The sequence below is a fragment of the Curtobacterium sp. MMLR14_006 genome (assembly GCF_001864985.1).
In the GTDB taxonomy this organism is placed as follows: domain Bacteria; phylum Actinomycetota; class Actinomycetes; order Actinomycetales; family Microbacteriaceae; genus Curtobacterium.
This window is the reverse complement of record NZ_MJGU01000003.1, coordinates 44083-63664: the sequence shown is the minus strand read 5'-3', so window position 1 is coordinate 63664 and position 19582 is coordinate 44083. Positions and strand designations below refer to the sequence as shown.

The 19582-nt window shown below is 72.8% G+C and carries 16 protein-coding genes and 1 pseudogene; 6 read left to right on the top strand and 11 right to left on the bottom strand.

Annotation, left to right across the window (positions count from 1 at the left end):
- Positions 1-190: pseudogene (locus BIU94_RS01645) on the top strand (hypothetical protein); the annotation flags it as partial.
- Between the two features lie 1054 nt (positions 191-1244).
- Here BIU94_RS01645 and BIU94_RS01640 read toward each other — a convergent pair.
- Together BIU94_RS01640 and BIU94_RS01635 are read right to left on the bottom strand one after the other, a co-directional pair.
- Positions 1245-1454 carry a cold-shock protein gene (locus tag BIU94_RS01640; protein ID WP_071253577.1) on the bottom strand — a complete coding sequence of 70 codons (210 nt, stop codon included), beginning with the start codon at positions 1452-1454 and terminating at the stop codon, positions 1245-1247.
- Between the two features lie 16 nt (positions 1455-1470).
- Complete coding sequence (locus BIU94_RS01635; protein WP_071253561.1) at positions 1471-2580, bottom strand: acyl-CoA desaturase; 1110 nt, start codon at positions 2578-2580, stop codon at positions 1471-1473.
- An 87-nt stretch (positions 2581-2667) separates the two neighbouring features.
- Between BIU94_RS01635 and BIU94_RS01630 the strand changes: the two genes are divergently transcribed.
- Positions 2668-3762 carry a LacI family DNA-binding transcriptional regulator gene (locus tag BIU94_RS01630; protein WP_254782834.1) on the top strand — a complete coding sequence of 365 codons (1095 nt, stop codon included), beginning with the start codon at positions 2668-2670 and terminating at the stop codon, positions 3760-3762.
- Positions 3763-3923: 161 nt separating this feature from the next.
- Here BIU94_RS01630 and BIU94_RS01625 read toward each other — a convergent pair whose 3' ends face one another.
- Genes BIU94_RS01625 through BIU94_RS01610 form a run of 4 tightly spaced genes read right to left on the bottom strand, consistent with a single transcriptional unit; the run spans position 3924 to position 9454 of the window.
- Positions 3924-6296, bottom strand: coding sequence for a TIM-barrel domain-containing protein (locus BIU94_RS01625; protein ID WP_071253557.1), 2373 nt, complete (start codon positions 6294-6296; stop codon positions 3924-3926).
- A 10-nt stretch (positions 6297-6306) separates the two neighbouring features.
- Positions 6307-7212 (bottom strand): carbohydrate ABC transporter permease, encoded by a 906-nt coding sequence (locus BIU94_RS01620; RefSeq protein ID WP_071253555.1) that lies wholly within the window; start codon positions 7210-7212, stop codon positions 6307-6309.
- On the bottom strand, positions 7209-8165 hold the full coding sequence (locus tag BIU94_RS01615; protein WP_071253553.1) for a carbohydrate ABC transporter permease: 957 nt from the start codon (positions 8163-8165) through the stop codon (positions 7209-7211). Before BIU94_RS01615 ends, BIU94_RS01620 begins: the two co-directional genes overlap by 4 nt.
- 17 nt (positions 8166-8182) lie before the next feature.
- Positions 8183-9454, bottom strand: a complete 1272-nt coding sequence (locus tag BIU94_RS01610) for an ABC transporter substrate-binding protein (protein ID WP_083404520.1) — start codon at positions 9452-9454, stop codon at positions 8183-8185.
- A gap of 254 nt (positions 9455-9708) precedes the next feature.
- Here BIU94_RS01610 and BIU94_RS01605 point away from each other — a divergent pair, with 254 nt between their 5' ends.
- Positions 9709-11538: a BCCT family transporter gene (locus tag BIU94_RS01605; protein ID WP_254784699.1), complete on the top strand. Its 1830-nt coding sequence runs from the start codon at positions 9709-9711 to the stop codon at positions 11536-11538.
- 25 nt (positions 11539-11563) lie between these two features.
- On the opposite strand, the gene BIU94_RS01600 is transcribed toward BIU94_RS01605, so the two are convergent.
- Positions 11564-12307 (bottom strand): hypothetical protein, encoded by a 744-nt coding sequence (locus tag BIU94_RS01600; protein WP_139196235.1) that lies wholly within the window; start codon positions 12305-12307, stop codon positions 11564-11566.
- 307 nt (positions 12308-12614) lie between these two features.
- Here BIU94_RS01600 and BIU94_RS01595 point away from each other — a divergent pair, with 307 nt between their 5' ends.
- The gene (locus tag BIU94_RS01595; RefSeq protein ID WP_071253544.1) at positions 12615-13388 is read left to right on the top strand and encodes a hypothetical protein; all 774 of its coding nucleotides are present in this window, start codon (positions 12615-12617) and stop codon (positions 13386-13388) included.
- A 98-nt stretch (positions 13389-13486) separates the two neighbouring features.
- Here BIU94_RS01595 and BIU94_RS01590 read toward each other — a convergent pair whose 3' ends face one another.
- The 4 genes from BIU94_RS01590 to BIU94_RS01575 all read right to left on the bottom strand — a co-directional run bounded on the left by BIU94_RS01590 (position 13487) and on the right by BIU94_RS01575 (position 17633).
- Positions 13487-14479, bottom strand: coding sequence for an alpha/beta hydrolase (locus BIU94_RS01590; RefSeq protein WP_071253542.1), 993 nt, complete (start codon positions 14477-14479; stop codon positions 13487-13489).
- Positions 14472-16007, bottom strand: a complete 1536-nt coding sequence (locus BIU94_RS01585; RefSeq protein ID WP_302846891.1) for an MFS transporter — start codon at positions 16005-16007, stop codon at positions 14472-14474. The genes BIU94_RS01590 and BIU94_RS01585 overlap by 8 nt, the downstream gene beginning before the upstream one ends.
- A 170-nt stretch (positions 16008-16177) precedes the next feature.
- A complete protein-coding gene (locus BIU94_RS01580) occupies positions 16178-16534 on the bottom strand; it encodes a hypothetical protein (RefSeq protein ID WP_071253540.1) in 357 nt (118 codons plus the stop codon).
- Between the two features lie 139 nt (positions 16535-16673).
- Positions 16674-17633, bottom strand: a complete 960-nt coding sequence (locus BIU94_RS01575; protein ID WP_083404519.1) for a hypothetical protein — start codon at positions 17631-17633, stop codon at positions 16674-16676.
- A 143-nt stretch (positions 17634-17776) separates the two neighbouring features.
- Here BIU94_RS01575 and BIU94_RS01570 point away from each other — a divergent pair, with 143 nt between their 5' ends.
- Together BIU94_RS01570 and BIU94_RS01565 are read left to right on the top strand one after the other, a co-directional pair.
- Positions 17777-18898 carry a sensor histidine kinase gene (locus BIU94_RS01570; RefSeq protein ID WP_071290573.1) on the top strand — a complete coding sequence of 374 codons (1122 nt, stop codon included), beginning with the start codon at positions 17777-17779 and terminating at the stop codon, positions 18896-18898.
- Complete coding sequence (locus tag BIU94_RS01565; RefSeq protein ID WP_071253536.1) at positions 18895-19548, top strand: response regulator transcription factor; 654 nt, start codon at positions 18895-18897, stop codon at positions 19546-19548. Before BIU94_RS01570 ends, BIU94_RS01565 begins: the two co-directional genes overlap by 4 nt.
- Positions 19549-19582 lie beyond the last annotated feature (34 nt).

Genomic DNA, 19582 nt, shown 5'->3' with positions numbered 1-19582 from the left:
GTACCTGTTCGAGCTCTGGGGCGGCTCGCTCAAGCCCCTCCAGCTCGAGGGCGACAACGCCATCCTCACCGGCACCACCGTCCACATCTCCGAGGACGCCGCCGGCCTGCTGAACAAGACCTTCGGCACCGACGCCGTCAAGCGCGGCCTCCTGGTCGGCACCGCCACCATCACCGCCCAGATCAAGTAACACCACCGCACCACCACGCGAAGGGCCGCCCCGGGACACCCCGGGGCGGCCCTTCCGCACGCCCCGGGGGTGGTTCGGGTTGGTGCTGTTCCGCGCGTAGGTGGTCGTTCCGCGCATGCAAGGGCGGTCCGTATGCAGGTAGTCGTTCCGCGCATGGAAGGGCGGTCCGTGCATGGTGCGACGTTCCGCGCACAGGAAGCCGTTCGTTCCGGCCCCCAACGCGCGAAACACCTTCCCATCCCACGGGCAATGGGACGGAACGCGCGCCCGGACCCTGCGCACCGCGGGACCACCAGCACGCCGTGACGGTCCTGGTTCCCAAAACCCGGACCCCACGAACCAAGACCGTCAACGACCAGATCGTGTCACCACACCCCCGGCTCCGCCCGGCGAACCACGGCTCCGACGACGGTTCCCGCTCCAGCGTGCTGCACAGCCGAGCAGCAGCGGCGGGCACATCTGCACCGACGGTTGACGGTCCTGGTTCCCGAAACCCGCTCATCGCGAACCAGAATCGTCACGAACCGGATCCGACCAGTACCCCGGCCCGGCAACGCCATCAGACGTGTGCCGTGACGTTCCGCCCGTGCGACGACACCCGTTCCGACCGCCTCCGCACGAAACGGCTTCCCGTCCCCCGTTCGGCGGGGAAGAGCGCGCTCAGACGCCGGGTGCCCGACCTTGCAGCGGAGCACTCCGGACGCCACGGAACCTGTCGGACCTGGTCGCCGACGCTCCTGCTCGCCGAACGGAACCGCCCGAACCGGGCCCGCGCCGGGGTCGAACGTCCTGAGCACGGGGGAGACGTACCGCGCGGACCAAGCCCGTCCTTCCGACCACGTACGCGCGCAACAGCTTCCGATCTCACCTGCAGCGGGAGGGAACGCACGCTCGATCGGCAGGCAACCCGGTGCAGCCACGGCCCACACCCGCACCCGCACCCGCACCCGCGCCCGCACCCACACGCGGCCACCAGCCCCGACGCACCGGAACGGCCGGGAGCCCCGGTGCCGAGTGGCACCGGGGCGCCCGGCAGTTCGTTCCGACCCCCGCGTCAGCGGATGATCGAGATGTTGTCCGCCTGCGGGCCCTTCTTGCCGGGCCCGATGTCGTACTGCACGTGGTCGTTCTCCTCGAGGGACCGGTAGCCGGTCGTCACGACGATGCTGGAGAAGTGGGCGAACAGGTCCTCGGACCCGTCGTCGGGGTGGATGAAGCCGTATCCCTTGGCGTGGTCGAACCACTTCACGGTGCCGGTGGGCATGCTCGTCAACACGGCGTCAGTGGATGCGCAACTGCGCGACCATCGGGCAGTTGAACGGGTCGCGGGCGGCGAGCCCGACCCGGTTCAGATACCGCACGACGATGCCGTAGGAACGCAGCAGCGTGGTCTCGGTGTAGGGCACGTCGAGCGTGTCGCAGTGCTCGCGGACGAGCAGGCGGGCCTGCTTGAGCGCGGGGCGCGGCATCGACGGGAACAGGTGGTGCTCGACCTGGTAGTTCAGGCCGCCCATCAGGAACGAGACCCACCAGCCGCCGCGGATGTTGCGCGAGGTGCGCACCTGGCGCGAGAAGAAGTCGACCTTGGCGTCGTGGGCGATGGTCGGCATGCCCTTGTGGTTCGGGGCGAACGAGGCACCCATCATCACGCCGAACACGGCGAGCTGCACCCCGAGGAACGCGCAGGCCATGCCGAACGGCAGGAACCAGAACACGACCGTCAGGTAGATGCCGAAGCGGGCGACGAGCAGTGCGGCCTCGAGCCAACGGTGCTTCACGTCGGCCTTGGTGCCGTTGCCGGTGACGATGCTCATCACGGCGTAGCGGTGCAGGTTGAGGCCCTCGAGCGTCAGCAGGGGGAAGAACAGCCAGCCCTGGAAGCGCAGGAACGTCGACATGAGCGGGCCCTTGGCCGCGGCGGCGTCCTCCGGCAGGAACCGGATGCCGTCAGGGGCGATGTCCGGGTCCTTGCCGACGGTGTTCGGGTTGCCGTGGTGGCGGGTGTGCTTGTTCATCCACCACGAGTAGCTGAGGCCCACCATGAAGGTGCCGAGCCAGCGACCGGCGTGGTCGTTCCACTTCTGCGAGGCGAACACCTGGCGGTGCGCGGCTTCGTGCGAGAGGAAGGCGAACTGGGTGAAGAGGACGCCGAGTGCGCCGGCGACGATGAGCTGGAACCACGAGTCGCCGAGGAACGCGAAGGCGACCCAGGCGAGGGCGAAGGTGCCGACGAGGCTGCCGAACAGCGCCCAGTAGAAACCGGTGCGGCGGTTGAGGAGCCCGTTGTCCTTCACCTGCGCGAGGAGGGAGGAGTAGGTCGAGGTGCCGTTGCGGCTCCCCGTGCCGGGGCGGGTCCGGGTGAACCCGGGAGCGAGCGGAGTGGTGGTCATGAGGACCGACCTTCAGTACGGACCGGCCCTTCGGCCGGTTCGAGAGAGTTCACGCGATTGCGCTTGTCGCGACTCTAGGGCCTGCACATGCGATTGCACCTGGCAATCCGCCGGTCCGGCTACGGTGGCCGGATGGGCAAGGTCACGCTGCAGGACGTCGCCGTGCACGCGGGCGTGTCGACGAAGACCGTCTCGAACGTCGTCCGCGGGTACCAGCACGTCAGCCCGGCGATGCGCGACCGGGTGCAGGCGGCGGTGGACGAGCTCGGGTACCGCCCGAACGTCTCCGGCCGGTCCCTCGCCACCGGCCGGTCGAACATGCTCGCCTTCGCCTTCCCCGACCTGCGACGCCCGTACTTCGCCGAGCTCGCGCACGTGTTCTCGCGGGTGTGCGCCGCTCGCGGCTACCAGCTGCTGCTCGAGGAGACCCTCGGCGACGCGGACGGCGAGCGGTCCGCGGTGCGCGGGCGGGAGTCCGGGGTGGTCGACGGCGTCGTGCTGCACCCGCAGGCGCTGTCGCCCGAGGTGATCGACCGCCTGCGCGGCGACACCGCGGTGGTGTTCCTCGGCGAGGACCGGCGACCCGAGCGTGCGGACCAGGTCGTCATCGACAACGCCGCCGCGGCAGCGCAGGCGGTGGCCCACCTGGTGGCGCTCGGCCGTCGCCGCATCGGGTTCTTCGGCCACGAGACCGGACCGGAGTCGAGCACCTCGGGCGTGCGGCTCGACGGCTACCGTGCCGGACTCGCCGCCGCGGGGCTGCCCCTCGACGACGCACTGCTCGTCCCCCGCGAGGTCGGCGACGCCGCGGGGGCCGAGGTCGCGTTCGGCCGCGCGCTCGACGCCGGGCTCCGGCTCGACGCGCTGCTCTGCCGCGACGACCTGGCCGCCGTCGGGGTCCTGCGGGCGATGCGGCTGCGCGGGCTCGACGCCCCGCGGGACGTCGCCGTGGTCGGCTGGGACGCGATGGGGCTCGGCTCGAGCCTGGTGCCGAGCCTGACGTCGGTCGCGCCGGACACGGTGGCGCTGGCGGACACGGCGCTCGACCTGCTGCTCGAGCGGATCGACGGGTCGGACGTGCCCGGACGGCTCGTCACGGTCGGCCACCGGCTGGTCGTCGGCGAGAGCGCACCGTTCCCCGACGGCACGGTCGACCGCGCCCCGGCCGGCGTGACGGCCTGACGGCCGCCGCCCCACCGGGCAGGACCCTCCGTGCCGACGCAGCCACCGGGGTGGCGGTGACCGCCGTCGGACGGGAGGCCCGTGGCGGACCCGCCCCGTGCCTCCCGTCCGACGCGTGCCCGGGTGCCGACCCGCGGTCCGCGCGGTGCCGGCCCGCCCGCTCAGTGGCCGCTCGGGTGCACGCTGCCGAGGAGTTCGACGACGACCGCGCGCACCGACTCCGGCAGGCCGACGGTGCCGAGCTCGACGATCCGGTCGGCGCGCGGCAGGTCCTTCGACACGACCTGCCAGGCGGCGAGCTTCTCGGGGTTGCCCGCCTGGGCGCCCTCGAGCACGCGGCGGACGGCGGGTCGGGCGTCCAGCCCGACGACCGGCGGGCCGGCCAGGGTGACCACTCCCCCGGCGGCGGTGTCGACGTCGAGGTCGACGGAGAACCGGTCCTCGGCACGCGCCGACGTCGCCTGGCCGTCGGCCGGGGCCGCCAGGAAGGTGACCCGCCACGAGCGACGGCCGGGCACGACGTCGACCGCGCCCTCGGTCGGGTGGACCCGGAACTCGGCGAGCGCCGCGTCCCACGTCAGGCGGGTCCGGGCGGTGCGGTCGGGGTCGCCCTCGCGGTCCTCGACCAGGGTGAAGGACCCGGACGTGCCGGGGGCGACGAGCACCTCGAGTGCGGTCGGGTTCGCGGTCGCGTCGGTCTCGTCCGGTGCTGCCAGGGGCAGCACGCCGCCCTCGCGGAGCAGGACGGGGACGGTGTCGAGCGTGCGGTGCAGGTCGACGAACCGGTCGCCGGCGTAGGTGGTGCCGGTGAACACGTCGGTCCAGGTGCCCGGCGGCAGCCACGCCCGTGCCACCCCGTGCCGACTGACCGGGTCGCGGGGTGCGACGATCGGGGCGACGAGCAGCTCCGACCCGAAGGCGTAGGTGTTCGGCGACTCGTAGGCCTCGTCCCGGCGGGGTTCCAGGTGGTAGAGCGGTCGGACGAGGGCGGCGCCCTCGGCGGTGCCGTGGTTCATCGTGTGCAGGTACGGCACGAGCCGGTGCCGGAAGCGCAGGGCGTCGCCCATCGCGGCGCGGGCCTCGGCGGGGAACGCCCACGGCTCCTTGCGGATGAACGGGTTGTTCGCCGAGTGCAGGCGCATGATCGGCGAGAACACCCCGAACTGCACCCACCGGGTGGCGAGTTCGTCGTCGCGGACGCCGCGGGTGTGGCCGCCGATGTCGTGGCTCCACCAGGGGTAGCCGATGTTCGCGGCGGTGGCGGTGAACTCGGGCTGGAACGCGAGCGACGCCCACGAGACGACGGCGTCGCCGGAGAACCCGACGGCGTACCGGTGGCTGCCCGGGCCGGCGTAGCGGGAGAACGTCATGCCGTCGGCGGTGTCGGAGCCGCGTGCCGAGTCGAGCAGGTGGAAGTGGTTGAGCAGCCAGAGCGGGTCCACGCCGGGCAGGCCGGTCTCGCGGCCCTGCTGCCAGTCGATCCACCAGAAGTCGACGCCCTGGTCCTCGAGGGGCCGGTGCAGGACGGCGAAGTACGCCTCGAGGAACCGGCGGTCGGTGGGGTCGAACGGGATCGGTTGCTCGGTGTCCGGGTCGACGCCCATCGCCTCGGCCATCGCCGGGTAGGCGTCCTCGAAGGCGCGGACGCCGTCGGCGGGGTGCAGGTTGAGGGTGGTGCGCATCCCCCGGCGGTGCAGCTCGGCGAGGAAGGCTGCCGGGTCCGGGAAGAGCGAGGGTTCCCACGAGTACCCGGTCCACCCGTTGCCGAAGCGCGGCGGCACGGAGTCGACGCGGTGCCAGTCCATGTCGACGACCGCGACGGAGAACGGCAGGTGCTCGTCGGCGAAGCGGTCCACCAGCTCGAGGTACGAGGCGTCGCTGTACGGGTGGTAGCGGCTCCACCAGTTGCCGAGGGCCCACCGGGGCAGGCGGGTGGGAGCGCCGGAGACGGCGTGGTACGCCCGCAGGGCGGCGTCGTAGTCGCGCCCGTACGCGAACACCGTGACGTCGCGTCGACCGGGCACGCGGGTGCCGATCCAACCGTCGTCCGAGAACAGGAAGGACGCGCTGTCGTCGAGCACGGTGATGCCGTCGCGGGCCAGGACGCCGGACTCGAGCGGCATCCGACCGTCGACGTCGTCCAGGGTGCGTCCGGTGCCGCCGAGGTCGCGGGGTTCCTGTCCCCAGCGCCACCGGTTCGCGTCCGGGCCGGTCGTCTCGACGACGAGTCCGCTCGGGCTGAACGGGCGGCCGTCGTACCGCAGCCGGGCGCGCTCGGTGGTGACGAGGACGCCGCCGTCGGCCGTGCGGTCGACCGTGAACGACGGCACGGTCAGGCGGCGGCGCATCGCGAAGGTCGAGGCGCGGTCCTCGAACCCGCCGTCCTCGCTCCACTCGACCCGGAACGCCCCGGCGTCGAGGACGGTGACGCGCCAGTGCTCCCCCGTGACGACGGCGGCGGGGTCGGCGACCGGGTCGGACCCGGGGAACGGCCGGACGGTGCTCGTGGTGGTGGTCGGTGTCGTGGTGCTCACTCGCTGTCCCTCAGCTCTTGACCGCGCCCTGCGTCACGCCGCTGATGACCCAGCGCTGCGCGAACAGGTAGACGATGATCGTCGGGGCCATCGCCATCAGGTACGAGGCGAAGGCGACGTTGTAGTTCGTGCCGAACTTGCTCTGGAAGATGTTCTGCACCACGGGGAGCGTCTGCAGCGCCGGGTCCGCCGTGATGAGCGACGGCATCATGAAGTCGTTCCAGGACGCCAGGAAGGCGAAGATGCCGACGGTCGCGTTCATCGGGCCGAGGAGCGGCAGGATGATGCGCCAGAAGATCTGCCACGTGGACGCGCCGTCGATGCGGGCGCTCTCCTCGAGCTCGACGGGGATCGACCGCAGGTACGCCGAGTAGAGCAGCACGCTGAACGACAGTTGGAACATGGCGTGCAGGATCCCGACGCCGACCGGGTTGTCGAGCCCCATCTCGGCGGTGAGCTTGATCTGCGGCAGTGCGACGACGGGGAACGGCAGGAACATCGCCGCGAGCAGGTACACGAACGACCAGCGGAAGAACCGGCGGTGCCAGTTCCGGACGATCGCGTACGAGGCGAACGAGCTGAGCAGCAGTGTCGCGACGACGGTGAGCGCGGCGACGCCGAGCGACACGGTGAAGGACACCGGGAAGCGGGTGAGCTGCCACGCCTCGGCGAAGGAGCCCGGGTTGAACGGGAACGGCAGCGAGAGCGCGTTGCCGTCGACGGATTGTGCGCTCGTCTTGAACGCCATCGCGACCGTGACGTAGAGCGGGATGAGGACGGTCAGCGACGCGAGGCCGAGGACGACCGTGAGCGTCCAGTTCGTGCCGCCGAGGCGGTGCCGGCGCGGGCGGCCCGGACGGCCGGTGTCGGCGGTGGTGAGGGTGCGGGTGTCGGTGCGGGTGTCGGTGGCGGTCATGCGAGACGCAGGTTCCTTCCGCGGGTCGCCGCGAGCTGCAGCACGGAGATGAGGACGGTGATGACGAAGAACACGGTCGCGTTCGCCATCTGGTAGGCGTAGTCGCCCCCGGTGAAGCCGCCGAAGATGGTCATCGCGACGCTGCTCGTCGCGCTGCCGGGTCCGCCGTTGGTGAGGCCGACGATGACGTCGTACGCGCCGAGGTAGCCCTTCACGCCGAGCACCGTGTTGATGACGATGAAGCCGCCGAGCAGCGGCAGGGTGATCGCGCGGAGCTGCTTCCAGCCGGTGGCGCCGTCGAGTGCGCTGGCCTCGTACAGGTCCTCGGGGATCGAGGTGAGCCCCGCCGTGTAGATGAGCAGCGCGCCGGGGACGGTCTGCCAGGCGGACACGATGACGATCGCGAGCCAGGCGAGGTTCGGGTCGCCGAGGATGCTCTGCTCGAGCGGCCCGAAGCCGACGCCCGTGGCGAGGGCCGGCACCGTGTTCGAGAACAGGTAGTTGAAGACGTAGGCGACGACGATGCCGGAGATCACCATCGGGATGACGAAGACGGAGCGCAGCCCGGCGGCGAACCGCACGCGCTTCGCCAGGGCGATCGCCAACGAGAGGGCGATGACCTGGGTGACGATGACGGTCACCACGGCGAAGCCGAGCGTGAACCCGTAGGACCCGATGATCGCGGGGTCCGAGACGAGCGCCCGGTAGTTCTCGATGCCGAGGAACTGCCACTGCCCGAAGCCGAGGTAGTCGGTGAAGCTGTAGAAGATGCCGACGCACGCGGGTGCGACGACGAACGCCGTGAACAGCACGAGGGCCGGCACGAGGAACAGGTAGTACATGCCCTCGGTGCGCTTGAGGGAGCCGACACGGCGGTGCGTGCGGGCGGCCGCGGTCGCCGGTCCGGACGTGGCCGGGTCGGTGTCGCGGGAGAGCGGTGTCTGCATGGTCATGGTGGCTCCTGTCCGGGTCAGACCGTCGCCGACCGGCCGGCGAGACGCCGCCAGTCCGCGTCGAGCCGGCGCAGCATCGAGGTGAAGTCGCCGCTGCGGATCGCGGACTGCAGGTAGTTGCCGAGCGGGATCGAGGCGGGGATGAACGTGCCGGCCCCCTGGTAGAAGGCGGCGTCGTCGACGTACTGCTGCAGGCCGGCGAGCCGCTCGTCCTGCTGCGGCGGGGCGTCCTTCGTCGGCGAGTACGCCAGGTTGTCGTCGTTGTAGGCGTCGATGACCTCGGGCTGCATGAGGAACTCGACGAGTTCGCGGGCCTCGTCCTGGTGCTGCGAGGCCGTCGGGATCCAGAGCCCGAGGTCGATGTTGACGCGGGCCTTCCGGTCCCCCGGGTCGTTCGACACCGGCAGGGCGAACGTGCCGACCTCGAGGTCCTCGTCGATGAGCGCGATCTGGCCGAGCGCCCACGGGCCCTGCAGGTACATCGCGGCCCTGCCCTGTCCGAAGGCGAGGTTGCCGTCGGCGTAGGCGCGGGTGGCGTGGTCCGGGTTGAAGAACGACGAGATCGTCTTCGCGCGCTCCATCGGGACCGCGAAGTCCTGCTCGAACGAGACCTCGGAGTCCGGTCCGATGTCGGTGCCCTGCGCCTTCATCTTCCGGAAGAACGTGCCGGTGTCGACGAGACTGCCGACGGAGTAGTCGAACAGGCCCTGCCACAGGGTCCAGGTGTCGCGGTCGGTGGCGTAGATCGGGGTGACGCCGGCCTTCTGCAGCGTCCGGCACACCTCGACGAAGTCGTCCCAGGTGGTCGGGACGGGCAGGTCGTGGTCGGCGAAGATCCGCTTGTTGTAGATGACCCCGGCGGCCGCCAGCGAGTACGGCAGCACGCTCGTGCGGTCCTCGAACCGGGCGTACTGGTTCGTCAGGGTGTCGACGTCGGGTCGCACCCGAGCCGCCGACGGCAGGTCGGAGAGGTCGCTGAGCACCCCGCGCTCGATGTACCGCGCGAGCTCCAGGTTGTCGTTGAAGCAACCGACGTCGGCGGGCTCGCCGCGCACGAACTGCGGGGCGATCGCGGTGGTCGTGTCGTGCACGACGGACAGCCGCGGGTGGGCGCCCTCGAACCGGCGCAGCAGGTCGTCGAAGTAGGCGATCACCTCCTGCTTCTGCTCGTAGAAGCGCAGCGTCGTCGCGCCGCCCGCCGCTGCGCGCGGGGTCGCGCAGCCCGCGAGCGCCATCGTGCCGAGTGCGATCCCGCCGGCTGCGCCGGCGAGGAACCCCCGTCGACTCACGGCCGCTCGCGTTCCGGTCCTGCTTCCCACCATCGGGTCACTCCCTCTGTGCGCGTCGTCGCGCACCCCTTTTTTACAGCGCTGTAAAGATGATGTCAACGTTGTAATCACCCCGTGCGCTCGAGACCGGGCCGTGGGACGGACGGGAGGCGCGGGGCGGCGCCGCACCGCGCCTCCCGTCCGTCACCGACCGCGTCCACGACGCGACACGCCTGAGTGGGCGTACAGACACGCGGCCGGGCACGATGGAGGGCATGTCGCGCACCACCCCTCCAGCACCCGAGTCCACGACGTCGAGTCACCAGGTCAGGCGGTGGGTGTTCTGGCCCGCGGCCGTCCTCGTGCTCGGCTTCGTCGCGTTCACCCTCGTCTCGCCCTCGAGCGCCGAGGCCATGTTCGTCGGCCTGCAGGACGGCATCGTCCGCAACTTCAGCTGGTACTACGTGCTCATCGCCGCGTTCTTCGTCGGGTTCTCGCTCTTCGTCGGCTTCAGCAGGTTCGGCGACGTCAAGCTCGGCAAGGACGCCGACGAGCCGGAGTTCTCCACGGCATCGTGGTTCTCGTTGCTCTTCGCGGCGGGCATGGGCATCGGCCTGGTGTTCTACGGCGTCTCCGAGCCGCTCAGCCACTTCGCCTCGCCGCGCCCCGGCGTCACGGGCGACGAGAACGAACTCGCCCAGCAGGCGCTCGTGCAGACGTTCCTGCACTGGGGCCTGCACGCCTGGGCGATCTACGTCGTGCTCGGCCTGGCCCTCGCGTACGCGATCCACCGCCGCGGCCGCCCCGTCTCGATCCGCTGGGCGCTCGAGCCGCTGCTCGGCCAGCGGGTCCGCGGCGGGTGGGGCAACCTCATCGACGTCCTCGCCCTGGTCGGCACGCTGTTCGGCGTCGCGACCTCGCTCGGGCTCGGCGTGATCCAGATCGGTGCCGGGCTCGAGGCCGCCGGCATCGCCGAGAGCAGCATCGTCAGCCAGATCGCCATCATCGCGGTGATCACCGCCGTCACCATCGTCTCGCTCGTCACCGGGGTGTCGAAGGGCATGAAGGTCCTGTCGAACTTCAACCTGCTGCTGGCGGCGGCGCTCCTGCTCTTCGTGCTCATCGTCGGGCCGACGCAGTTCCTGCTCCGCGACTTCGTGCAGTCCATCGGCGCCTACCTGCAGAACGTCGTCGGCTTGTCCTTCAACGTCACCGCGCAGCAGGGTGCGGCCGGCGAGGAGTGGCAGGGCGCCTGGACCACGTTCTACTGGGGCTGGTGGATGTCGTGGGCGCCCTTCGTCGGCGTCTTCATCGCCCGCATCTCGAAGGGCCGCACCGTCCGGCAGTTCGTGTTCGGCGTCCTGCTCGTCCCGACCGCCCTCACCTTCCTGTGGTTCGCCGTGCTCGGCGGGTCGGCGATCCACCGCCAGACCGACGGTGCGGGCGGCCTCGTCGGCGCGGACGGCACGGTGGACGTCGAGGGGTCCCTCTTCGCACTCCTCGGCGACCTGCCCGCCGGTGCCGTGCTGACGGTCGGTGCGATCCTGCTGATCGGGGTCTTCTTCGTGACGTCGTCGGACTCCGGCGCGCTCGTCATGGCGATGATCTCCTCCGGCGGGGACATCGAACCGCGGAACTGGCTCCGCGTCTTCTTCGCGTTCGTGTCCGCCCTGCTCGCCGTGGCGCTGCTGCTGAGCGGCGGGCTCGACGCCCTGAAGACGGCGGCGATCACCACCGCCCTGCCGTTCAGCGTCGTGCTGCTGCTGACGTGCTGGTCGACGATCATCGCGTTCACCCGGGAGCGCCGTGCCTACGACAAGGCCGAGCGCGAGGTGCTGCTCGAGCACGTCGGGGCGTACTACGGCCTCGAGGTCGAGGAGCCCACCGAGCGCGGCGGGCGCGGCGGCCCCGGCGCGGGCGGCCTGGGCGGGCTGACCCGACCGTGGGCGGCGGTGAAGCGGCGCGTCCGGGGCGCACGACCCGGCGCTCCGGAGGCTCCCGTCGCCGCGGACGCGGTCGAGGACTTCCCGGTCCGGACCGAGCACGTGTCGGAGGACCCGGCGCTCGACGCCGCCCTGGACCGCACCGGGGACGACGACCGCTGAACCGCGCGGGCGGCTGCCCGGGGCGTCAGGTCAGGCTGCGCTCGGCCTTCTGCACGGCGGCGTCGACGATCGTGCGGAGCTCGGTGTCCTCCGGCACGCCGAACGAGTACGGTGACCCGACGGTCACCAGGACGAGGTGCCCGTCGCCGGCGACCATGCAGGTCTCGCCGGTGACGGAGCTCAATTCGTAGCGGATGCAGGTCGACGCCGCACCCCACTCGCCGAGGTCGAGCGGCACCGTCGTGATGCGCTGCTGCTGGCCGTCGATCGTGTAGGTCGCGCCGTCCGTCGGACAGTCGGCGACGGCGTCGGCGACGGTCCGGACGTGCCCGGCGGCGTCCGGGTCGGCGGCGACGGCGACGGAGAGGTACGACGACGTCGACTCGCGAGTCCAGTCGGCACCGCTCTCGGGGACGTCGTCGAACTCGTCGGGGAACGCCTCGGAGAAGTCCGCCGCGCAGGCGCCGGGGCTCTCGGCATCGCGCGAGGTGGTACCGCCACTGCCGTCACCGTCGCCGTCGCTCGTGCCGGGCTTCTCGGTCCACCCGCCCACGGGGAGCTCGCTCGTAGTGAGGACCGCCGAGCGCAGGGCGTCCTCGGTGAGCGCGGCGGTCGGGGTCGGCGTCGAGGTCGGTGCGGCCGGCCGTGCCGATCCGTCGCCGCTGCCCTGCGGTTCGCCGCCGCCGGAGCTGCAGCCCACCAGGATCGCCGTGCAGGTGATGGCCGTGGTCGTCGCGAGCACGCGCGCTCGTCGTGATGGTCCCCCCATGCGGCCAGTCTGGCACCTCCGGTGGGCTCGCGCACGGCACGTCGCGGGCACCCGTCGTCCGTGCCGCCCGTGGCGCTGCCCGCGGGTGGACCCTCGCCGCCGGACGGGATCCGACCGCAGGAACATGAGACCTGCTAACGTACCTCCGACCCCCGATCGGGGGTCACCAGGACGGAACTGCCCGAGTTCACCCGACGTCCGCACCCACCGCAGAACGGCACCGCCCCCGGCGAGGCCGTGCTGCGGCGACGCCTGTCGGTCACTCGGCAGGCCCTCCGTGAAGGACCCGAACCCAACGGAGAACACCATGCAACGCACCACCACGCGCATCCTCAGCGGTGCCGCCGTCTCGATCGTCGCCGGCGGGATCGCGGCCGTCGCGGTCGCCGGCATCGCCTCGGCGCACACCCCGGTCGTCTCGGCCACCTGCACCGACCTGCACGTGAGCCTGACGAGCTACCCGTCGGGCTCGACCGCCGATGTCGTGCTGGACGGCGCCGACCAGGGCACGACCACGTTCGGCCGCGAGGGCTACGACCACCACTACGCGCTCGACGTCACGGCGACCCACACGTGGTCCGTCGCGGTCACGTCGGGCGACGGCGACCGGCGCTTCGACCGGACGTACTCCGGAGCCTCGGACGCCGCCTGCGTCCCGACCGCGACCGCCACCCCGACGCCGAGCGCCCCGGCGACGCCGGAGCCGACCGGCACCCCGACCCCGAGCACGACGCCCACGCCGAGCGCCCCGGCGACGCCCACGGCCAGCACCCCGCCGACCGCGCCGGCGACACCCACGGCGACCACGCCGCCGACCCCGTCCGCGACACCCGTCGTCGCCCCGCCCACCCCGCTCCCCGCCACGGGGAGCACGCCGACGGCCACGGCCACGGCCACGGCCACGGCGACGCCGGCCGTCGTCGGCGGGACGGACGGCGGCACCGGGCCCTCCGCCACGGGCGAGCTCGCGTACACCGGCTCGCCCGTCGGCCTGGGCGTCGGAGCGGGCGCCGCGGTGGCCGTCGCGCTCGGCGGCGGTCTGCTCGGCTGGACCGCCGTGCGCCGTCGCCGCTCCGCCTGACCCGTGCACGCTGACCGGGAGGGCGACGGGCTGCCCGTCGCCCTCCCGGTCCGCACGCTGCGGGTCGATCAGGCCCGGAGCGGTCAGGCCCGGAGCGATCAGGCCCGGGGCGCGACCGGCTCCGGCTCGCCGAGCAGCCGCCGTGTCCAGTCCGCCAGGGCCGCCGTCGCCCGCTTCGACACGGTCGCCTCCGGCACCATGCTCGTGAAGCCGTGGAAGGCGCCCGGCCAGACGTGCAGCTCGGCGTCGACACCGGCCGCCCAGAGCGCGCCGGCGTAGGCGACGGTCTCGTCGCGGAAGACCTCGGCGCTGCCGCAGTCCAGGTAGGTCGCGGGCAACCCGGACAGGTCGGTCGCCCGGGCCGGCGCGGCGTACACCGAGACGTCGTCGGTGCCGCGACGCGGTCCGAGGTACGCCTGCCACCCGAAGCGGGTCATCTGCCGGTCGGCGATCCCGACGCCGTCGATCTGCGCCGCCGAGACGGTGGCGTCCCGGTCGTCGAGCATCGGCGAGACCAGGACCTGTGCCGCGAGTGACGGCCCCCGGCGGTCACGTGCCAGCAGGGCCGTCCCCGCGGCGAGGCCGGCGCCGGCGCTCTGGCCGGTGATGACGATGCGTGCCGGGTCCACCCCTAGCTCGTCGGCATGCTCGGCGACCCAGACGAGGCCGGCGTAGCAGTCCTCGACGGGGTACGGGTCGGGGTGCTCGGGTGCGAGCCGGTAGTCGACGCTGACCAGGACGACGTCGTGGTCGAGGAGCCACCCGTCGTACGAGTCGAGGTTGCCGAGGTGGTGCCCGAAGGCCATGCCCCCGCCGTGGATCGTGTAGACGGCCGTCGTCGGCCCGGTCCTGCCGGTGCGCCGGATGACCGCGAGGGTGATCGGGTCGCCGCGGTGCCCGGGCACGGTGACGCTGGACCGCTCGAGTCCCCGTTCCCGCAGTCGGGCGTCGAGGACGTCCTCGGTGACGTCGAGCTGCCGCATCCCGGGCAGCATGTCCTCGGTCAGCGTGAACGGGCCGCGGGACGCGACGGCGTCGAGGAACCCGGCGAGCTCGGGGTCGAACGGCGGGCGGACGGTGGGCTCAGACATCGGAGGGCTCCTGCATCGTGGTCGTGGTGGTCTTGGTGGTGGTGGCGGCGACGGGCTGGTCGGTGCTGGGTGTCCCTGGCACGGGCACGGCGGTCCCGGCACGCGCGCGTGCCAGTCCGACGCCGACCAGCACCGCGGCGAGGACCGTGACCGCGCCGGCGGCGACGGCGAGCGCCGTGCCGATGGACGCGCTCCGGTCGGGCGAGGTGACGGTCGCGGTGATGCTGCCGCTGACGAGCGCCGCCAGGACCGCGCCGGTCACGGTCACGCCGACGGCCGTCGCGAGCTCACCGGCGGTGTCGACGAGTGCCGCTCCGACGGAGGTCCGGTCGGCGGGCAGGCCGGCGAGGACGTTGTTGCCGGCGACCGCACCGACCACCCGCATCCCCGCGGCGACGAGGACGAGCGCGACCAGGACGGACGGGTAGCCGAAGCGGCCGGCCGCGGCGAACACGGCGAGGCCGAGGACGACCGCGGCGGCGCTCGTCCACGCCGCTCGCCCGAGGCCGGCCCGGCGGACGAACGGGCCGACGAAGCGCCCGCTGAGCAGGAGCACGAGCACCTGCGGCAGCGTCCCGACGGCGGCGAGCACGGGTGACCAGCCCCAGACGAGCTGGAGCTGCAGCGTCACCATCGTCGACAGGCCGGCCATCGCGAGGCCGGCGGCGGCCTTGTACGCCAGACCGCTCGCGACCAGGGGGCGTGCGACGAGGTGGAGGTCGAGCAGGGGGTGGCGCGCGGAACGCTCGCGCAGCACGAACGCGACCCCGGCGCCCACGGTCACGGCGAGTGCTTCCCACGCGGCCGCTCCCCCGCTGCCCGCGACCAGGACGGTCGGCGTGACGAGCACCCCGACGACCGCGACGGCGCCGAGCAGTGCCCCGGCCAGGTCGACCGGGTCGCGCCGCAGGTCCTCCGGCCGGTCGGCTGCGACCCCGGCACGGATGCCGAGGAACGCGACGGCGGCGATCGGCGCGTTGGCGACGACGAGCACCTGCCACGGGGCGACCGCGAGGACGAACCCGCCGACCGTCGGCCCGACCGCCAGGCCCACGAGCCCGGCGGTGGATATGACGGTGAGCGCCCGGACGCGCAGGCCGTCGGTGTCGAAGAGCCGGAAGGCGAGCGCCATCGACCCGGGCGTGGTCATGGCCGCCGCGACGCCCATCAGAGCCCGGACGGCGACGAGCCCGCCGACCGAGTCCACGACGAGCGTCAGCGCGCTGGCGACCGCGAGCAGCACGAGCCCGACGAGCATGACCCGGCGGCGACCGAACCGGTCGGCCACGGCGCCGAAGAGGAGCATGAGGCCGCCGAAGGCGACCGAGTAGGCGCCGGTCACCCACTGCAGCGCGGAGGTCGACGCTGCGAGGTCACGGCCGATGGTGGGCAGCGCGACGTTCAGCACCGAGTTGTCGAGCATCTCGAACAGGAACACCGCGGACAGGCCGGTCAACGCGACCCATGCGTCGCGGAGGCGGTCCGGTGGCTTCGAGGTGCCGGTCGGCAGCGGGGATCGGACGGTCACGGGCGCACTCCTTCGATGAAGAAGTGGCGGCTCCCGTGAGACGCGTGCGCGCTTCCGCACTGCCTGAGCAGTGCGGGATTTTTCCCTCTGCTGCACACCGTAGCGCACTCGGCGAGGTGCCGCAGCGGGTGTGGCCGGTCAGCGCCTCGTCGGCGCCGACCGCGGCGGGGTCAGTCCGTCGACGGCGGGTCGGTGCGCAGCTTCCGTGCGGCTGGGTCGTCCGAGTGCGACGACGCCGCGTCGACGAAGCGGCTCCCGCCGACCTCCGCCGTGCGCCGTGTCAGCTCGTTGACGAGGTCCTGGTCCTCGGGTTCGAGCTCGTCCTCGGGGGCGACCTCGATCATCACCTGGGACGCCGGACCGAGGAGCACCTGCGCGGTCGCCGCGAGGCCGTCCTGGTCCGAGGTCGGGATCTCGACGATGTCCGTCGTCCCGTTCTCGCCGAGCGCCGCCGCGTACGCGAGCACCGCCTCCGCGATCGCGTCGCCGGTCATCACCTTGTTCTCGCCGTAGACCACGTACTTCATGCGTCCATGGAACGCCGCCGTGGCCGAGAACGCGCTGAGGCGCTGTCCCCCGCCCGCCACGGCGCCGGGACCGGCCACGATGCGGACGGGAGGCGCGGTGCCGGACCGGCACGTGCCTCCCGTCCGCCCGTGGTCGCGCCTACCGCCCCGCCGGCCGGCGGGCGCGGGTCACCAGGACCGCCGCCGCACCGGTGGCCGTCCCGACCACGAGGACGACCGCGGCACCGATCGTCGCGGCGTCCGGTTCGAGGAGGGCCTGTCCGCGCTCCGCCTGCCACCACAGGAGCGCGACGAGGGCGATCGCACCGACACCCGCGACCCGGAGCAGGTCGCGTCGGACCCGCTCGTCGAGCCGGGTCCGACGGAGCAGGAACCACGCGAGCACCGGCAGCACCTGGAGCATGTGCAGCCCGACGAAGTGCGCCACCCGCAGGTCGCCGTGGTGCAGCGACCACCCGGTGAGCGGCAGGCCGGGGCCGCCGTCGAGCGCGCCGACGGTGTGTCCGCCGTTCGTGGTCGACGTCGTGCCGTTCACGATCATCGACACCGCTTCGAGCATGCCGACCACGCACAGCAGCAGTCCCCAGCGGATCCCCGCGGCGACGCCGGCGTCGAGGCCGGTGGTGCGGAGTGCGAGGACGGCCACGACGACGGTCGCGAGGAAGACGGCGACCACGCTGAAACCGCCCGTGGCGTAGGCGGCGGCGTCGAACGGGGCACCGGTGTTGAAGTGGCTCGTCGTGCCGCGCACGACCTGCACGTCGATCCAGAGCACCTCGACCGCCAGCGCGACGACGAGGACGGTCGCGAGCACGGTGAGGGTCCTGCGGTGCGCGTGGACCGCACCGAGCACCCACCGGATGGTCAGCAGTGCGAGCGCGATCGACACCGCGAACTTCGACGGCTTGACCCATGCCGGCTCACCGCCGATGTGCTGACCGTCCAGGGCGATCGCGGCGGCGCTCACGACGAGCAGCGCCAGGCTGACCACCGTCGCGATCCCGAGCAGACGCCGGGCGGGGGCCGACGCCGACGGGTCCGGCGCACGGTGCGGCCGGGCGTCGATGCGGTCCTGGAGCCGGGTGGTGAGCGAGGTCATGCACCCATCGTCGAGCGGCCGGCAGCGCGACGCATCGTCCCTGCGGACGCCTCGACCTCGTCCTGCGGGCCGTGTCCGACCGGTCGGTCGACGGTGGGCCGGGTGGAGGGTGCTTGCTAGCGTGCACCGAGGAGAGGACGACGATGCAGGGAACGGAACCGGGTGGACCCCGGCGCCTCGAGCGGCTGTGGGCCGTCCCCGTGGTCCTCGGCGCCCTCGCCGGCGCCGTCGCGTCGTGGCACTCGCCGCCGGCGCTCGTCCTGATCGCGGTCGCCCTGGTGCCGTGGGCGGTCGCGGGCACCCGGCGGACGCTGCCGGAGTGGCTGGCCGCCGTCCTCGCCGTCGGGCCGCCCGTCGTCGTCACGGTGCTCGTCGACCTGAACGCCGTGGAGTTCCTCGTGACGTCGGCGCTCTCGCAGTTCGTCGGACGCCGGGCGGGCCGCGGCCGGGTCGCCCTGGCCGCGGTCGTCGGGGCCGCCGCACCCTTCGTTCCGGCCGCCGTCGGCTGGCCGTTCAACGAGGGCGCCGTCTACTTCGCGATCGGCAACCTGCTGGCGATCGTCGTCGGGCTCCTGCTCGCGCACACCCGCACGCTCGCCGCCGAGCTGCGCGAGGTCGACGCACGACTCACCGCCGCCCGTGCGCAGGAGGACCGCACGCGCCTCGCCCGGGACGTCCACGACCTCGTGGCGCACTCGCTGACCGTCGTCGTGCTGCAGATCGGCGGTGCCCGTCGCATCCTCCGCACCGACGTGGACGCCGCCGAGACGGCCCTGTCGCAGGCGGAGCTCGTGTGCCGCGAGAGCCTCGACGGCGTCCGGGACGTCGTCGGCCTGCTCCGGACCGACGGCGACGAGCCGACCCGGTCGTGGAGCCTCGACCACCTCGTGGCGACGTACCGGGACGCCGGGGTCGAGGTGTCGCTGGTCGTCGACACCGACGTCGAGGCGCTGCCCGTCCTGGCCCGGGGCACGCTGTTCCGGGTGGTGCAGGAGGCCCTCGCCAACGCCGCACGCTACCGACTGCCCGGCACCCCGGTGCGGGTGCGGATCGCCGACGACGACGGCGTCCTCGTCGGGACGGTCGAGAACGAGCGGCCGCTCGACGGACCCGTCCCCTCGACCGGCGGCTACGGCCTGCCGGGCCTGCGGGAGCAGGTCGAGCGCGCAGGCGGCACGGTCGTCAGCGGTCCCGACGGCGACCGCTGGCTCGTCGCGTGTCGCCTGCCGGTCGTGGCCGACCACAGCGGGGCGGCGATCCGGTGACGGTCCGGATCGTCCTCGCCGACGACCAGGCGATGATCCGGTCCGGCCTGGCACTCGTGCTCCGCGCCGAGACCGACCTGGAGATCGTGGAGGAGTGCGCCGACGGGCACGCGCTGCTGCGCGCCGTCGCACGGACCGCACCCGACCTCGTCCTCACCGACGTCCGCATGCCGGGCACCGACGGCATCGAGGCGACCAGGCGGCTCCGAGCGCTGCCGGACGCCCCACCCGTCCTGGCCCTGACCACCTTCGACGACGACGACGTGCTGTGGCCGGCGCTCGACGCGGGTGCCGCGGGCTTCGTCCTCAAGGACAGTCCCGCCGAGGCCCTGGTCGAAGCGGTCCGGGTGGTCGCCGGTGGGGGCACCTGGATCGACCCGCGGGTGCTGCCCCGGGTGGTCGCGCGCGCCGTCGCGCAGCCGCAGCCCGACGCCGACCGTGCACGGGCACTGTCGTCGCTCACCCCGCGGGAGCGCGCCGTGCTCGACCTGGTCTGCGACGGGGCCAGCAACGCCGAGATCGCCGTGGCGCTCCGCACCGCCGAACGCACCGTGAAGTCGCACGTGTCGGCGGTCCTCGCCAAGCTCGGCGCGCGGGACCGGGCCGGAGCGATCGTCGCCGCCCACCGCGCCGGCTGGCGATCGCGCTGACGGCACCGACACACCGCCGACGCCCGGCGCAGAC

Coding starts and splice junctions, on each gene's coding strand:
- BIU94_RS01620 (WP_071253555.1), bottom strand. CDS start 7,212: ATGACCGCCACCGACACCCGCACCGACACCCGCACCCTCACCACCGCC.
- BIU94_RS01630 (WP_254782834.1), top strand. CDS start 2,668: ATGCGATTGCACCTGGCAATCCGCCGGTCCGGCTACGGTGGCCGGATG.
- BIU94_RS01590 (WP_071253542.1), bottom strand. CDS start 14,479: ATGTCTGAGCCCACCGTCCGCCCGCCGTTCGACCCCGAGCTCGCCGGG.
- BIU94_RS01605 (WP_254784699.1), top strand. CDS start 9,709: ATGTCGCGCACCACCCCTCCAGCACCCGAGTCCACGACGTCGAGTCAC.
- BIU94_RS01575 (WP_083404519.1), bottom strand. CDS start 17,633: ATGACCTCGCTCACCACCCGGCTCCAGGACCGCATCGACGCCCGGCCG.
- BIU94_RS01595 (WP_071253544.1), top strand. CDS start 12,615: ATGCAACGCACCACCACGCGCATCCTCAGCGGTGCCGCCGTCTCGATC.
- BIU94_RS01640 (WP_071253577.1), bottom strand. CDS start 1,454: ATGCCCACCGGCACCGTGAAGTGGTTCGACCACGCCAAGGGATACGGC.
- BIU94_RS01570 (WP_071290573.1), top strand. CDS start 17,777: ATGCAGGGAACGGAACCGGGTGGACCCCGGCGCCTCGAGCGGCTGTGG.
- BIU94_RS01615 (WP_071253553.1), bottom strand. CDS start 8,165: ATGACCATGCAGACACCGCTCTCCCGCGACACCGACCCGGCCACGTCC.
- BIU94_RS01600 (WP_139196235.1), bottom strand. CDS start 12,307: ATGGGGGGACCATCACGACGAGCGCGCGTGCTCGCGACGACCACGGCC.
- BIU94_RS01580 (WP_071253540.1), bottom strand. CDS start 16,534: ATGAAGTACGTGGTCTACGGCGAGAACAAGGTGATGACCGGCGACGCG.
- BIU94_RS01635 (WP_071253561.1), bottom strand. CDS start 2,580: ATGACCACCACTCCGCTCGCTCCCGGGTTCACCCGGACCCGCCCCGGC.